The organism is Pseudomonas sp. 22072 (genome assembly GCF_052046095.1).
Taxonomy (GTDB): Bacteria; Pseudomonadota; Gammaproteobacteria; order Pseudomonadales; family Pseudomonadaceae; genus Aquipseudomonas; species Aquipseudomonas paracarnis.
Genome location: NZ_JBQEQE010000005.1, coordinates 96008 through 110171 on the forward strand (window position 1 = coordinate 96008; position 14164 = coordinate 110171).

At 58.0% G+C, this 14164-nt stretch carries 14 protein-coding genes; 8 read left to right on the forward strand and 6 right to left on the reverse strand.

The features are described 5' to 3' along the window. Positions 1-108 precede the first annotated feature (108 nt). The 4 genes from metG (at position 109) to ACTJLA_RS07180 (ending at position 4206) form a co-directional block, all read left to right on the forward strand. Positions 109-2160, forward strand: a complete 2052-nt coding sequence (gene metG, locus ACTJLA_RS07165; protein ID WP_034126469.1) for a methionine--tRNA ligase — start codon at positions 109-111, stop codon at positions 2158-2160. Between the two features lie 88 nt (positions 2161-2248). Next, positions 2249-3217, forward strand: a complete 969-nt coding sequence (rsxB, locus tag ACTJLA_RS07170; protein ID WP_313041938.1) for an electron transport complex subunit RsxB — start codon at positions 2249-2251, stop codon at positions 3215-3217. Between the two features lie 60 nt (positions 3218-3277). After that, positions 3278-3916, forward strand: a complete 639-nt coding sequence (gene nth, locus ACTJLA_RS07175; RefSeq protein ID WP_003188989.1) for an endonuclease III — start codon at positions 3278-3280, stop codon at positions 3914-3916. Positions 3917-4023: 107 nt separating this feature from the next. Next, the gene (locus tag ACTJLA_RS07180; RefSeq protein ID WP_014717144.1) at positions 4024-4206 is read left to right on the forward strand and encodes a PA3496 family putative envelope integrity protein; all 183 of its coding nucleotides are present in this window, start codon (positions 4024-4026) and stop codon (positions 4204-4206) included. Between the two features lie 83 nt (positions 4207-4289). Here ACTJLA_RS07180 and ACTJLA_RS07185 read toward each other — a convergent pair whose 3' ends face one another. The 3 genes from ACTJLA_RS07185 to ACTJLA_RS07195 form a co-directional block, all read right to left on the reverse strand. Further along, positions 4290-4922: a response regulator transcription factor gene (locus ACTJLA_RS07185; RefSeq protein ID WP_003188986.1), complete on the reverse strand. Its 633-nt coding sequence runs from the start codon at positions 4920-4922 to the stop codon at positions 4290-4292. A 613-nt stretch (positions 4923-5535) separates the two neighbouring features. After that, positions 5536-6753, reverse strand: a complete 1218-nt coding sequence (locus ACTJLA_RS07190) for an argininosuccinate synthase (protein ID WP_003188984.1) — start codon at positions 6751-6753, stop codon at positions 5536-5538. Between the two features lie 129 nt (positions 6754-6882). Beyond that, a complete protein-coding gene (locus ACTJLA_RS07195; protein WP_060763748.1) occupies positions 6883-7791 on the reverse strand; it encodes a flagellar protein MotY in 909 nt (302 codons plus the stop codon). A 156-nt stretch (positions 7792-7947) separates the two neighbouring features. Between ACTJLA_RS07195 and pyrC the strand changes: the two genes are divergently transcribed. Beyond that, positions 7948-8994 (forward strand): dihydroorotase, encoded by a 1047-nt coding sequence (gene pyrC, locus ACTJLA_RS07200; protein WP_259284999.1) that lies wholly within the window; start codon positions 7948-7950, stop codon positions 8992-8994. Beyond that, positions 8991-9662, forward strand: a complete 672-nt coding sequence (gene rnt, locus ACTJLA_RS07205; protein WP_003188980.1) for a ribonuclease T — start codon at positions 8991-8993, stop codon at positions 9660-9662. The genes pyrC and rnt overlap by 4 nt, the downstream gene beginning before the upstream one ends. Positions 9663-9728: 66 nt before the next feature. Here the strand turns inward: rnt and ACTJLA_RS07210 are convergent, their stop codons facing one another. Then, positions 9729-10331 (reverse strand): peroxiredoxin, encoded by a 603-nt coding sequence (locus tag ACTJLA_RS07210; protein WP_003172097.1) that lies wholly within the window; start codon positions 10329-10331, stop codon positions 9729-9731. 243 nt (positions 10332-10574) lie between these two features. Here ACTJLA_RS07210 and ACTJLA_RS07215 point away from each other — a divergent pair, with 243 nt between their 5' ends. Then, positions 10575-10793, forward strand: a complete 219-nt coding sequence (locus ACTJLA_RS07215) for a bacterioferritin-associated ferredoxin (RefSeq protein ID WP_017526354.1) — start codon at positions 10575-10577, stop codon at positions 10791-10793. 200 nt (positions 10794-10993) lie between these two features. After that, positions 10994-11464: a bacterioferritin gene (bfr, locus tag ACTJLA_RS07220; protein WP_054898039.1), complete on the forward strand. Its 471-nt coding sequence runs from the start codon at positions 10994-10996 to the stop codon at positions 11462-11464. Positions 11465-11532: 68 nt separating this feature from the next. Here bfr and grxD read toward each other — a convergent pair whose 3' ends face one another. Then, positions 11533-11871 carry a Grx4 family monothiol glutaredoxin gene (gene grxD / locus ACTJLA_RS07225; protein WP_054898038.1) on the reverse strand — a complete coding sequence of 113 codons (339 nt, stop codon included), beginning with the start codon at positions 11869-11871 and terminating at the stop codon, positions 11533-11535. Between the two features lie 77 nt (positions 11872-11948). Continuing rightward, positions 11949-14057: a molybdopterin oxidoreductase family protein gene (locus tag ACTJLA_RS07230; protein WP_294164264.1), complete on the reverse strand. Its 2109-nt coding sequence runs from the start codon at positions 14055-14057 to the stop codon at positions 11949-11951. Between the last annotated feature and the right edge of the window lie 107 nt (positions 14058-14164).

The following is a 14164-nucleotide window of genomic DNA, read 5'->3' on the forward strand; positions in this document are numbered from 1 at the left end:
GGCATGCTTTCGAAGGTGCGCAAGATACTGAAACAGCGTCACGGGGTGAAATAAATTTCCCGGCGCTTTATAGTGGCCGACCTCCGTTTCATCAAGTAGCCGAGCCCCATGTCCGAGCCACGCAAGATCCTCGTTACCAGCGCCCTGCCCTATGCCAATGGTTCGATCCATCTTGGCCATATGCTTGAGTACATCCAGACCGATATGTGGGTGCGCTTCCAGAAGCATCGCGGCAATCAATGCATTTATGTCTGCGCGGACGACGCCCACGGTTCGGCCATCATGTTGCGCGCCGAAAAGGAAGGCATCACCCCGGAACAACTGATCGCCAATGTGCAGGCTGAACACAGCGCCGACTTTGCCGAGTTCCTGGTGGACTTCGATAACTTCCATTCGACCCACTCGGACGAAAACCGCGAGCTGTCGAGCCAGATCTACCTGCGGTTGAAGGAAGCCGGGCACATCGACCAACGTTCGGTGACCCAGTATTTCGACCCGGAAAAGAAGATGTTCCTGGCCGACCGTTTCATCAAGGGCACCTGCCCGAAATGCGGCACCGAAGACCAGTACGGCGACAACTGCGAAAAATGCGGCGCGACCTACGCACCGACCGACTTGAAGGATCCCAAGTCAGCGATCTCCGGCGCCACTCCGGTGCTCAAGGACTCGCAGCACTTCTTCTTCAAGCTCCCGGATTTCCAGCAAATGCTGCAAACCTGGACGCGCAGCGGCACCTTGCAGGACGCCGTGGCCAACAAACTCTCCGAATGGCTCGACAGTGGCCTGCAGCAGTGGGACATCTCCCGCGACGCGCCGTACTTCGGCTTCGAGATCCCGGGCGAGCCGGGCAAGTACTTCTATGTATGGCTGGACGCGCCGATCGGCTACATGGCCAGCTTCAAGAACCTGTGCGACCGCACCCCGGAGCTGGACTTCGACGCGTTCTGGGGCAAGGACTCCACCGCCGAGCTGTACCACTTCATCGGCAAGGACATCGTCAACTTCCACGCGCTGTTCTGGCCAGCGATGCTTGAAGGCTCGGGCTATCGCAAGCCGACCGGTATTGCCGTGCACGGCTACCTGACGGTCAACGGCCAGAAAATGTCCAAGTCCCGTGGCACCTTTATCAAGGCGCGCACCTACCTGGACCACCTGTCGCCGGAATACCTGCGCTATTACTACGCGTCCAAGCTGGGCCGTGGCGTCGACGACCTGGACCTGAATCTGGAAGACTTCGTACAGAAGGTCAACTCGGACCTGGTGGGTAAAGTCGTCAACATCGCCAGCCGTTGCGCCGGGTTTATCCACAAGGGCAACGCCGGTGTACTGGTAGCCGAGAACGCCGCACCGGAACTGACCGACGCCTTCCTGGCCGCCGCGCCGAGCATCGCCGACGCTTATGAAGCCCGCGACTTTGCCCGCGCCATGCGCGAGATCATGGGCCTGGCCGACCGCGCCAACGCCTGGATCGCCGACAAGGCGCCGTGGTCACTGAACAAGCAGGAAGGCAAGGAAGCTGAAGTCCAGGCGATCTGCGCCACCGGAGTCAACCTGTTCCGTCAGTTGGTGATCTTCCTCAAGCCGGTGCTGCCATTGCTGGCCGCCGATGCCGAGGCGTTCCTCAACGTACCGCCGTTGAGCTGGAACGATCACACCACCTTGCTCGGCAATCATCAGTTGAACGCGTTCAAGCCCTTGATGACCCGAATTGACCCGGTGAAAGTCCAGGCAATGACCGACGCTTCGAAAGAAGACCTGGTCGCCAGCCAGACTGATACCGGCCAATCCACCCCGGCGGGCAATGGCGAGCTGGCCAAGGACCCGATTTCCCCGGAAATCGATTTCGACGCCTTTGCCGCCGTGGATCTGCGCGTGGCGCTGATCATCAAGGCCGAAGCCGTGGAAGGTGCCGACAAGCTGCTGCGCCTGACGCTGGATATCGGCGACGAGCAGCGCAACGTGTTTTCCGGCATCAAGAGCGCTTACCCGGACCCGTCCAAGCTCGATGGCCGCCTGACCATGATGATCGCCAACCTCAAGCCACGGAAAATGAAGTTCGGCATTTCCGAAGGCATGGTGATGGCTGCGGGCCCTGGCGGCGAAGAAATCTACCTGCTGAGCCCGGACAGCGGTGCCAAGCCGGGTCAACGCATCAAGTAACCTCTGCAAAATGCCCCGCTGTTGCTAACGGCGGGGCTTCTCAGCTTGCCCTCCTCCCTGGGCCGGGCGTCCACGCTATGATCACAGCATGAACCTCATTCAACGTATCGACGCGCTGCTGCCGCAGACTCAATGCGGCAAGTGCGGGCACCCGGGTTGCAAGCCTTACTCAGAAGGCATCGCTAAAGGCGAAGCCATCAACAAGTGCCCGCCCGGTGGGCAGGAAACCATTGAGGGGCTCGCGCAACTGCTGCGCCTGCCGGTACTGGAGCTGGACACCAGCCGTGGAGATGCGCCTGCGCAAGTCGCCTATATCCGCGAGGCCGAATGCATCGGCTGTACCAAATGTATCCAGGCCTGCCCGGTGGACGCCATTGTGGGTGCCGCCAAGTTGATGCACACCGTGATTGTCGACGAGTGCACCGGTTGCGACCTGTGTGTTGCGCCCTGCCCTGTCGACTGTATCGAGATGCGCCCGCTTGCTGACGTTGTGCCTATCGTCGGTGACTTGGCCAGCAACGATGATGAACGGCGTGCACGCGACCTCAAACGCAACCGGGCGCGGCGACGCTTCGAACAACGTAACGCCCGCCTGCAACGTGAAGAAGCCTGCAAGCTCGCCGAACGCCTGGCACGAGCCAAGCGCGCAGCGCCGATGGAGGTTGCACCGGTCGATAACACTCAGGCCGCTCAGGACGCTGCGATCAAGCAGGCCAAAAGCAGCGTCGCCATGAGTCGCGCTCAGTTGCACAAATCCTTGAAAGCGTTTGGGCATCCGCCGACCTTTGAGCAACAGTCGCAATTGATTATGCTGCAGCGACAGTTCGAGGCATCCGAGCAGGCGCTTGCCGCACTGGAGGCCAACAGCTCACCGCAGCCACCAAAGACGACCACTAAAAGCGCCGAGTTCAAGCGCGCAAAAATCCAGCTGGCCATGCGCCGTGCAGCGTTGAAAAAGGCTCAGGATCACCATGCTGACGAGCATCAATTGGCAACCTTGAAAGCTGCATTGAATGACGCCGAGCAAACGCTGCAAGATGCCGAGGCCAACGGCTGACCCACTGCGCTGTGTATTACTAACATCACGCCGACCGCCTGCAAGGAAACGTCTGTCCCTATGAATGCCGCAAAACGCCTGGAAATCTTCCGCAGGTTTCACGAAGACAATCCGGAACCGAAAACCGAACTGGCCTACTCCTCACCGTTCGAATTACTGATTGCGGTGATTCTTTCGGCTCAATCCACGGACGTCGGCGTTAACAAGGCCACGGCGAAGTTGTACCCCGTGGCCAATACACCCGCCGCGATTTACGCTCTGGGTGTGGAAGGCCTGTCCGAATACATCAAGACCATCGGCCTGTATAACAGCAAGGCCAAGAATGTGATCGAAACGTGCCGCCTGCTGTTGGAGCTGCATGGAGGCGAGGTACCACAAACCCGCGAAGCCCTCGAAGCCTTGCCTGGCGTGGGCCGCAAAACGGCAAACGTGGTGCTCAATACGGCGTTTCGGCAGTTGACCATGGCGGTGGACACGCACATTTTCCGCGTCAGCAACCGAACCGGCATTGCACGGGGCAAGAATGTGGTTGAGGTGGAAAAGCAATTGATGAAGTTCGTGCCCAAGCCCTATCTGCTCGACTCCCACCATTGGCTGATCCTGCACGGACGCTACGTTTGCCAGGCCCGCAAGCCGCGCTGCGGCAGCTGCCGTATCGAAGACTTGTGCGAATACAAGGACAAGACCTCCGACGATTGAGCGATCATTGGTTTTTGTGATCAGACGATTGAAAAAATCTTTTTTACCCGTTCGCGGATTATCGCTATAAGGAGCCCCAACGGCAGTCTTAGCCTGGAGTTGACCTTATGAGCGCTGGCAACGAACAACTGGAAGTGGAAGACGACCTCGTTGAGTCGGATGACGATGTGGTAGAGGCACCTGTGGCAGAGGTGGCCAAGACCAATTTAAGCAAACGCCGCACTATCGACAATCTTCTGGAAGAGCGACGCTTGCAAAAACAGCTGGCCGATTACGACTTCGATCTCTGATCGAGCCGTTGACGGCCGGAAGCCTCCCTGCCGGAGGCTTTTTTCTGCCGGTTACACGGGTATTCAAGGGGGGCAATATCCTCCTAGACCAAGCCGTTGCGCTGGGCCAGTTCGATCAGGTCCACGAGGGACCTGGCATTGAGCTTGAGCAGCAAGCGCGTCTTGTAGGTACTGACGGTTTTGTTGCTGAGGAACATGCCATCGGCAATTTCCTTGTTGGTTTTGCCACGGGCCAGTTGCTGCAGCACCATCATCTCCCGTCCCGATAAGCGTTCGACCATGTCGGCTTCACTGGCATTGCCCATGGTTGACCGCACTGAGTTGAGCGCCTGGTTCGGGAAATAGCTATAGCCGGAAAGCACCGCCTTGATGGCACTGAGCAACTCTGTCAGATCCTGCTGCTTGCACACATAGCCGGCGGCACCCGCCTGCATGCAGCGCATGGAAAAATGGCCAGGCGCCTGGGACGTCAGCACCAGCACCTTGAACGAGACGGCTTGCTTGGTCGAAGCCAGCCGACAAATAACTTCCAGACCGTCGAGCTTGGGGATTCCGATATCCAGTATCACAATATCCGGCATATGTTCCCGTGCAAGTTGCAACGCATCGACACCGTTATCAGTCTCGGCAACGACCTCATAACCATGACGCTCCATTAGCATGCGCACAGCAAGACGAATGACGGGATGATCATCCACGATCAGCACTTTATTCATGAGAAAGTCCAATTTCGCTGTTCGAATTATTTAGAGCAAACACAATAGCCTAGTCGATTACTAGTTGGCATAGCATTCCCCCCCGAGCAAGAGCAGGCAGAGACCCAACCCACAAGAAGATAGGAATTAGCCTACAAAAATTCGCCAACTTAGATGCATAGAGCTTTATGGTTGCTTTCAGACCTTTCTCGACGCGTACATATTTTGAGTGAAAGATCATGACCATCAGCCAGTGAAAGTAAACGTGCCGCACAAGTCTTTCAGGAAATACCCCTTGTTTGTCGCAATGGCGCCAGCAAACCGCCCCGAAAAAACTATCCGCATTAGTTCCATTTAACATATTTCGACACTTCCATAATTCCTACAGAAAATTCAACAACTCACATATCCATTGCAGCTACATGAGTGAATTTTCTGTCAGACATAGTTCCTCCTCAGATGTAAAAAATCATTCAACCTTAAAAACATAAAGATAAACTGGATAATAATTGCGCAAGTTACGGAAAAATCCTTAAACACACGCTAAACGCTAATAAACAGCGCCGCATCTAAAATCCAGGCAAAAAAAATGACCCCTTGCAAAAGGGGCCATTTTTCACGACGGGCGCACGGTTCAGAACAACGAGCGGCCCTTGTTGGCAGCAATGCGCATGCGCAGTGCGTTCAACTTGATGAAGCCTGCCGCGTCCGCCTGATTGTAGGCGCCGCCGTCTTCTTCGAAGGTGGCGATGTTGGAGTCGAACAGCGACTCATCGGACTTGCGGCCGGTGACGATCACGTTGCCCTTGTACAGCTTCAGGCGCACGACACCGTTCACGTGGGCCTGGGAAGCGTCGATCATCTGTTGCAGCATCAGACGCTCAGGGCTCCACCAGTAACCGGTGTAGATCAGGCTGGCATACTTGGGCATCAGCTCGTCTTTAAGGTGGGCGACTTCACGGTCCAGGGTGATGGACTCGATGGCGCGGTGGGCACGCAGCATGATGGTGCCGCCCGGGGTTTCGTAGCAACCGCGAGACTTCATGCCCACATAACGGTTCTCGACGATGTCGAGACGGCCGATACCATGCTGACCGCCGATACGGTTCAGGGTCGCCAGTACGGTGGCCGGGGTCATTTCAACGCCGTCCAGCGCAACGATGTCGCCGTTGCGGTAAGTCAGTTCCAGGTACTGCGCCTTGTCTGGAGCGTTCTCCGGGGAGACCGTCCATTTCCACATATCTTCTTCGTGCTCGGTCCAGGTGTCTTCCAGCACGCCGCCTTCATAGGAAATGTGCAGCAGGTTGGCGTCCATTGAGTACGGCGACTTCTTCTTGCCATGGCGCTCGATTGGAATAGCGTGCTTTTCAGCGTAATCCATCAGCTTTTCACGGGACAGCAGGTCCCATTCACGCCACGGCGCAATGACTTTAACGCCTGGCTTGAGTGCGTAGGCACCCAGTTCGAAACGTACCTGGTCGTTGCCCTTGCCGGTGGCGCCGTGAGAAATGGCGTCGGCGCCCGTTTCGTTGGCGATCTCGATCAGGCGCTTGGCGATCAGCGGACGTGCGATGGAGGTACCCAGCAGGTACTCACCTTCGTAGACAGTGTTGGCGCGAAACATCGGAAAAACGAAATCGCGGACGAACTCTTCGCGCAGGTCGTCAATGTAGATCTCTTTCACGCCCATGGCTTGCGCCTTGGCACGTGCAGGTTCGACCTCTTCACCCTGACCCAGGTCAGCGGTGAAGGTCACCACTTCACAGTTATAAGTATCCTGCAGCCACTTGAGGATCACCGAAGTGTCCAGGCCGCCGGAATACGCGAGAACGACCTTGTTTACGTCGGCCATGCCATCACTCCACGGGGTTGTACGGAAAGGCGACGATTCTACCGATCAAAACCGTGAAATTACAGGGGCGCGACAGCAAATGAAGATAAAGCGACAGATTATGTCGAGTGGGCGACCGATGGTCGCCTCTTATGAGGTAGCCGCCGGGTTGCTCGGCGCAGTGGCCTGAGGCGCCGGTTTCTCTGGGGCAGCCACCCGCTCAAGCTGAATATTTACACGGCGGTTACGCGCACGGTTGGCGGCATTAGTGTTGGGCGCCAAGGGGTAGCTTTCGCCATGGAAGCGCATCGTGATTTGCGATTCCTGGATGCCGTTGGCCTTGAAGTAGTCCATCACCGCCAGGGCGCGGCGCCGTGAGACGTCACGGTTGGTCAGGCGATTGCCACTGTTATCGGAATGACCGTTCAACTCGACATGATTGACCGTGGGATCGGCTTTCATGAATGCCAGGATCACCGACAACTTCTTCTTGGCCGCCGCGTCCAGCTCAATACCACCACCGGGGAAGCCCACTTCAGTCTGTTTGACCTGGTCGTAATTCATGGGCAGCAGCTTGGTGGTGCACACCTGATAATCGTTGTACGCCTTGTTGAACTTCACAGGCAGCAGGCGAATTTCCGAGTAGCCGCCTTGACGCCCGTAATGCCGCACGGTCGGGCTGCGCCCTTCAAGCAAACCCGTGAACAGGCGGCCGGCCTGGGCCTGGGAGCTATTGAACAGGACGTCGCCGCTGCCGACACGCACGGCCCCAAGGTTGATATCACCTCGGCCCGGCTGCCACGGCGCGGCCGCGGCCAATAAGGTTGCCGAGCCGGCGCCGAGGGTGCCGCCATAGGTTTTCAGACGAAACGTTGCCTGCTCGCCGGCCCGGCGCACGAACTCACCGGAACCGAAATCGGTGATCGGCTGGGTCAGGCGGCACTCGAACTGATCGCCCTCTACCTTCCACTCAATATTCTCCAGACGTGTCTGGAACGTGAGGGCCGCCGCAGGCAGGCTGGCGAACACACTGAGCAGGGCTAGATAATACTGGCGCACGGGAGGCTCCACTGGTTTCTACAACACTTCAAAGCGTCATACATCGTTAAGGCATACCCGGAGATATCGGTAGCATCCGGCAAAACTTGATAGCGAGTGCCTGCAAGAGTCTTTTCCGGTAGCATTCCCACCAGATTGACCCGCCTGGAATCCCCAATGTCCGACCGCCTGACCCTGCTGCGTCCCGACGACTGGCATATTCATCTTCGCGATGGTGCTGCGTTACCCCAAACCGTGGCCGATGTGGCCCGCACGTTTGGCCGTGCCATCATCATGCCTAACCTGGTACCTCCGGTGCGCAATGCCGCAGAAGCCGACGCCTATCGCCAGCGCATCCTCGCTGCACGACCGGCCGGCAGCCGCTTCGAACCGTTGATGGTGCTCTACCTGACCGACCGCACCCAGCCTGAAGAAATTCGTGAAGCCAAGGCCAGCGGTTATGTGCACGCCGCCAAGCTGTACCCGGCAGGTGCGACCACCAACTCCGATTCCGGTGTAACCAGTATCGACAAGATCCTGCCGGCGATCGAAGCCATGGCGGAGGTCGGCATGCCATTGCTGATCCACGGGGAAGTCACCCGTGGCGACGTGGATGTGTTCGATCGCGAAAAAATCTTCATCGATGAACACATGCGTCGTGTGGTCGAGTTGTTCCCTACGCTCAAAGTGGTGTTTGAACACATCACCACCGCCGATGCGGTGCAGTTCGTCAGCGAAGCGTCGGCCAACGTTGGCGCGACCATCACCGCTCATCACCTGCTCTACAACCGCAACCACATGCTGGTGGGCGGGATTCGGCCGCATTTCTATTGCCTGCCTATCCTCAAGCGCAATACCCACCAGGTGGCACTGCTGGATGCCGCCACCAGCGGCAGCCCGAAGTTCTTCCTCGGCACCGACTCTGCGCCACATGCCCAGCACGCCAAGGAAGCCGCATGCGGCTGCGCCGGCTGCTACACCGCGTTTGCCGCCATCGAGTTGTACGCCGAAGCTTTCGAACAGCGTAACGCGCTGGACAAACTCGAAGGTTTCGCCAGCCTCAACGGCCCGCGTTTCTACGGCCTGCCGGCGAATACCGAACGCATTACCCTGGTCCGTGAAGACTGGACCGCCCCTGCCAGCCTGCCGTTTGGCGAGCTGACCGTTATCCCGCTGCGCGCCGGTGAAACACTGCGCTGGCGCCTGCTGGAGGAAAGCAAGTGAGTGAAGACCATTACGACGACGAACAAGAGCACGGCGGTGGCGGCTCGCGCCATCCGATGGCCGAGCGTTTTCGCGGTTATCTTCCGGTTGTCATCGACGTAGAAACCGGTGGTTTCAACTGCGCCACCGACGCCTTGCTGGAAATCGCCGCAACCACCATCGGCATGGACGAACAGGGCTTTGTGTACCCGGAACACACCCATTTCTTCCGCGTCGAGCCGTTTGAAGGCGCCAATATCGAAGCCGCTGCCCTGGAATTCACCGGGATCAAGCTCGACCACCCACTGCGTATGGCGGTAAGTGAAGAAGCGGCGCTGACCGATATCTTCCGTGGCGTGCGCAAGGCGTTGAAGGCCAATGGCTGCAAACGTGCGATCCTGGTCGGCCACAACAGCAGTTTCGACCTGGGCTTCCTGAACGCCGCCGTGGCGCGGCTGGACATGAAGCGCAACCCTTTTCATCCGTTCTCCAGTTTCGACACCGCAACGCTTGCCGGCCTGGCCTACGGTCAGACCGTTCTGGCCAAAGCCTGCCAGGCGGCCGGTATCGACTTTGACGGGCGTGAAGCCCACTCGGCCCGCTACGACACCGAGAAGACCGCCGAGCTGTTCTGCGGCATCGTCAATCGGTGGAAACAGATGGGCGGCTGGGAAGACTTCAACGACTGAAGGCAAATCCCGCGCATAAAAAAACCGGCCTTTTCAGGCCGGTTTTTTTTGTACCGTGACGTTGGCTTACAGCTTGCCAGCGTTCTCGGTCAGGTAAGCCGCTACGCCTTCAGGCGAAGCGTTCATGCCTTTGTCGCCTTTTTTCCAGTTGGCAGGGCAGACTTCGCCGTGCTCTTCGTGGAATTGCAGCGCGTCGACCAGGCGGATCAGCTCTTCCATGTTACGGCCCAGCGGCAGGTCGTTGATGATCTGCGAGCGCACAACGCCCTTGTCGTCGATCAGGAACGCGCCACGGAACGCCACGCCGCCTTCGGACTCAACGTCGTAGGCCTTGGCGATGTCGTGCTTCATGTCGGCAGCCATGGTGTATTTGACTTTGCCGATGCCGCCGTCGTTGATGGCGGTGTTGCGCCAGGCGTTGTGGGTGAAATGGGAGTCGATGGAAACCGCGACCACTTCAACATTGCGCGCTTTGAAATCGTCCATGCGGTGGTCCAGGGCGATCAGCTCTGAAGGGCAGACGAAGGTGAAGTCCAGCGGGTAGAAGAACACCAGGCCGTATTTGCCTTTGATGGCTTCAGACAGCTTGAAGCTGTCTACGATTTCGCCATTGCCGAGGACGGCTGGTACGTCGAAATCCGGGGCTTGTTTACCGACGAGTACGCTCATTGGATATCTCCTGATATAGGGGTGACGATTGAAGTAAAAGGACCGGTCGAGTCTGCCTGTGGAAACAGACAGAAATATGACGCAATCACGCTTCGTGAAGACCGACCATCATACACCGAAAAAACCGTTCGTCAGCGCACGGGCAATTCCCCCCGGATTGCTGCTGAAACTATTTTGACAATCATTCTCGTTAACATTAAGATCCATCGCACTTAAGCCATAAACCCGCGACGGTTCTCACTTATGTATGTCTGCCTCTGCACTGGCGTCACCGACGGACAAATCCGCGAAGCAATCTATGAAGGTTGCTGCAGCTACAAAGAAGTGCGTGAAACCACCGGCGTTGCCAGCCAGTGCGGCAAATGTGCTTGCCTGGCCAAGCAAGTGGTACGGGAAACCCTGACGCAGCTGCAAACAGCCCAGGCCGCACTCCCCTACTCGACAGAATTTACACACGCCTGATAGGCATGTTTTAAAGAGCCGGACCTTGTGTCCGGTTTTTTTATGCCTGTAATTCAATTAGTTAGCGCCAAGACGCGGAACACAAACATTCTTATTCCGATTAATTTTCATTTATTATTCAATAACTTAGGTTTGACACTAGGATTTTCACCGCTCAGACTCCGCCCTATACACAGCTATTACAGGGCAGGACCCCAGTCATGAAAGGCGACATCTCAGTCATCCAGCAACTCAACAAAATCCTTGCCAATGAACTGGTCGCGATCAATCAGTACTTCCTGCATGCGCGCATGTACGATGACTGGGGCCTGGAAAAGCTCGGCAAGCGTGAATACAAAGAATCGATCAAGGCCATGAAGGACGCCGACGCGCTGATCAAGCGCATCCTGTTCCTGGAAGGCCTGCCGAACGTGCAGGACCTGGGCAAGCTGAACATCGGCGAGCACACCCAGGAAATGATCAGCAGCGACCTGGGCTTTGAGCGCAAGAGCCACAGCGACCTGAAGGCTGGTATCGCTCACTGCGAAACCAAGGGCGATTTCGGCAGCCGTGAACTGTTGGAAGATATCCTGGAAGATCAGGAAGAGCATATCGACTGGCTTGAAACCCAGTTGGGCCTGATCGACAAGGTCAGCCTGGAGAATTACCTGCAATCGCAGATGGGTGAATAACCCGTAGCGTTCAGGCACAAAAAAGCCCCGCTCTCACCAGAGAAGCGGGGCTTTTTATTGCTCGCCAATTAGGCGTCAGTCTTGACTGCTGCTTTTTGCGCTGCGTCTTTGATCAGCGCTTGCAGCGAGCCATCAGCTGCCATTTCAGTGATGATGTCGCTACCGCCAACCAGCTCACCGGCTACCCACAACTGCGGGAAAGTCGGCCAGTTGGCGTACTTTGGCAGGTTGGCGCGGATTTCAGGGTTTTGCAGGATATCCACGTAAGCGAACTTCTCGCCACATGCCATCACAGCCTGGGACGCTTTTGCGGAGAAACCGCACTGAGGCGCGTTAGGTGCGCCCTTCATGTAAAGCAGAATGGTGTTGTTGGCAATCTGCTCTTTGATCGTTTCGATGATATCCATGGAACACCTCTGCAGGAACTTTGCGACTCACGGGTCGGCACGGTGGCGCATTGTAACGCAAAAATCCAGCAGGATGCTCAGGCCGCCGCCACCTTCACCGGTACGCCGTTGAGCGCCGCATTACCCGACAACTCGTCCAATTGCCGCTCGTCGGTCAAGTCATTGGCACTCGCCCCCGGCTGGCTGCTCGCGATGCTCATCTGCACGCCCGGACGACCGTGGCCCCAGCCGTGAGGCAGGCTGACCACACCCGGCATCATGTCCGTGCTGGCCGCTACTTCCACCTCGACCATACCGATACGCGAACTCACCCGCACCCGCTGGCCATCGCTCAACTGACGGCTAGCCAGATCATCGGGGTGCATCAGTAGTTGATGGCGTGGCTTACCCTTCACCAGTCGGTGATAGTTATGCATCCAGGAATTATTGCTGCGCACATGCCGCCTGCCAATCAATAGCAGTTCGTCGGCCACCGGCACCGGCTGCGCGGCGAAACGCGCCAGGTCTGCCAGGATCACGGCCGGTGCCGCTTGCACCTTGCCATCCGCGGTTTTCAAACGTGCCACGAGGTTGGGCTTGAGCGGCCCCAGGTCGACGCCATGGGGATGATCCGCCAGCATGGCCACCGACAGTTTATGACTGGATGCGTCACCATAGGCACCCGCACGCAGGCCAAAGTCGATCATCTGTGCCGGTGGCAGGGTGGGCTTGAGCACCGCGCCAGTGTGCGCCGCAAACGCCTTGGCCAGGCCGACAAAGATCTCCCAGTCATGCAACGCACCCTCAGGCTTGGGCAGGATGGCGCGATTGAAGCGTGTGACATTGCGTACCGCGAACAGATTGAAGGTGGTGTCGTAGTGATCGTTTTCCAGCGCCGAGGTGGACGGCAGGATCAGGTCGGCATAACGCGTGGTCTCGTTGATATACAGGTCGATGCTGACCATGAACTCCAACCCGTCCAGGGCTTGTTCCAATTGGCGGCCGTTAGGCGTGGACAGTACCGGGTTGCCGGCCACCGTCACCAGGGCGCGGATCTGCCCTTCACCCTCGGTCAGCATTTCTTCGGCCAGGGCTGACACCGGCAGTTCTCCGCCGTACTCCGGCCGCCCGGACACGCGGCTCTGCCAGCGGTTGAAATGGCCGCCGCTGGTGGAGGCCACCAGGTCCACCGCAGGGCTGGTGCAGAGCGCGCCGCCGACACGGTCCAGGTTGCCGGTCACCAGGTTGATCAGTTGCACCAGCCAATGGCACAGCGTGCCAAACGCTTGGGTCGAGACCCCCATGCGGCCATAACAAACGGCCTTGTCAGCGCCGGCGAAGTCCCTGGCCAACTGGCGAATCTGCTCGGCAGGCACCGCACACTGGCGGCTCATAGCCTCGGCATCGAAGCTGGCAATCGCCTTGCGTACATCATCCAGGCCTTGCACCGGCAAATGGCTGTCGCGTGTCAGCCCTTCGGAGAACAAAGTGTTGAGCACCCCAAACAACAATGCCGCATCGCCGCCGGGGCGTACGAACACGTGCTGGTCCGCGATGGCTGCCGTCTCGCTGCGCCGAGGGTCGACCACCACCACTTTTCCGCCCCGCGCCTGGATGGCCTTGAGGCGTTTCTCCACATCGGGCACGGTCATGATGCTGCCATTGGAAGCCAGCGGGTTGCCGCCGAGGATCAACATGAAGTCGGTCTGGTCGATATCGGGTATGGGCAACAACAGGCCGTGGCCGTACATCAGGTGACTGGTGAGGTGATGAGGCAGTTGGTCTACCGAGGTCGCGGAAAAACGATTGCGCGTCTTCAACAGCCCTAGAAAGTAGTTGCTGTGGGTCATCAACCCATAGTTATGCACGCTTGGGTTGCCCTGATACACCGCCACCGCGTTCTGCCCATGCCGCGCCTGGATACCCGCAAGCCGCTCGGCCACCAGGGCAAAGGCTTCATCCCAGGCAATCGGCTGCCATTCGCTGCCCACCCGCCGCATGGGTTGGTGCAGGCGGTCTGGGTCATTCTGGATGTCCTGCAGGGCCACGGCCTTGGGGCAGATGTGGCCGCGACTGAAACTGTCCAGAGGGTCGCCCTTGATCGAGGTGATCGTCAGGCTACCGTCTTCGGCTTGGGTGGTTTCCAGGGTGAGGCCGCAGATGGCTTCGCACAGGTGGCAGGCACGGTGGTGGAGAGTCTTGGTCATGGCCAGTCTCTTTTATAGGGGCTTTGACTCAACTATGGGCCGCGACCACTTGGCGCGCCAGCAACCTTCGCGTTGTGAATCGACGGGCATAGGCCAGGGCATGGCTA

What these genes read in the sequence shown, in the direction of transcription:
- rsxB (WP_313041938.1), top strand. Translation starts at nt 2,249, where the DNA reads ATGAACCTCATTCAACGTATCGACGCGCTGCTGCCGCAGACTCAATGC.
- pyrC (WP_259284999.1), top strand. Translation starts at nt 7,948, where the DNA reads ATGTCCGACCGCCTGACCCTGCTGCGTCCCGACGACTGGCATATTCAT.
- ACTJLA_RS07190 (WP_003188984.1), bottom strand. Translation starts at nt 6,753, where the DNA reads ATGGCCGACGTAAACAAGGTCGTTCTCGCGTATTCCGGCGGCCTGGAC.
- grxD (WP_054898038.1), bottom strand. Translation starts at nt 11,871, where the DNA reads ATGGATATCATCGAAACGATCAAAGAGCAGATTGCCAACAACACCATT.
- ACTJLA_RS07210 (WP_003172097.1), bottom strand. Translation starts at nt 10,331, where the DNA reads ATGAGCGTACTCGTCGGTAAACAAGCCCCGGATTTCGACGTACCAGCC.
- ACTJLA_RS07180 (WP_014717144.1), top strand. Translation starts at nt 4,024, where the DNA reads ATGAGCGCTGGCAACGAACAACTGGAAGTGGAAGACGACCTCGTTGAG.
- metG (WP_034126469.1), top strand. Translation starts at nt 109, where the DNA reads ATGTCCGAGCCACGCAAGATCCTCGTTACCAGCGCCCTGCCCTATGCC.
- ACTJLA_RS07215 (WP_017526354.1), top strand. Translation starts at nt 10,575, where the DNA reads ATGTATGTCTGCCTCTGCACTGGCGTCACCGACGGACAAATCCGCGAA.
- bfr (WP_054898039.1), top strand. Translation starts at nt 10,994, where the DNA reads ATGAAAGGCGACATCTCAGTCATCCAGCAACTCAACAAAATCCTTGCC.
- nth (WP_003188989.1), top strand. Translation starts at nt 3,278, where the DNA reads ATGAATGCCGCAAAACGCCTGGAAATCTTCCGCAGGTTTCACGAAGAC.
- ACTJLA_RS07185 (WP_003188986.1), bottom strand. Translation starts at nt 4,922, where the DNA reads ATGAATAAAGTGCTGATCGTGGATGATCATCCCGTCATTCGTCTTGCT.
- ACTJLA_RS07230 (WP_294164264.1), bottom strand. Translation starts at nt 14,057, where the DNA reads ATGACCAAGACTCTCCACCACCGTGCCTGCCACCTGTGCGAAGCCATC.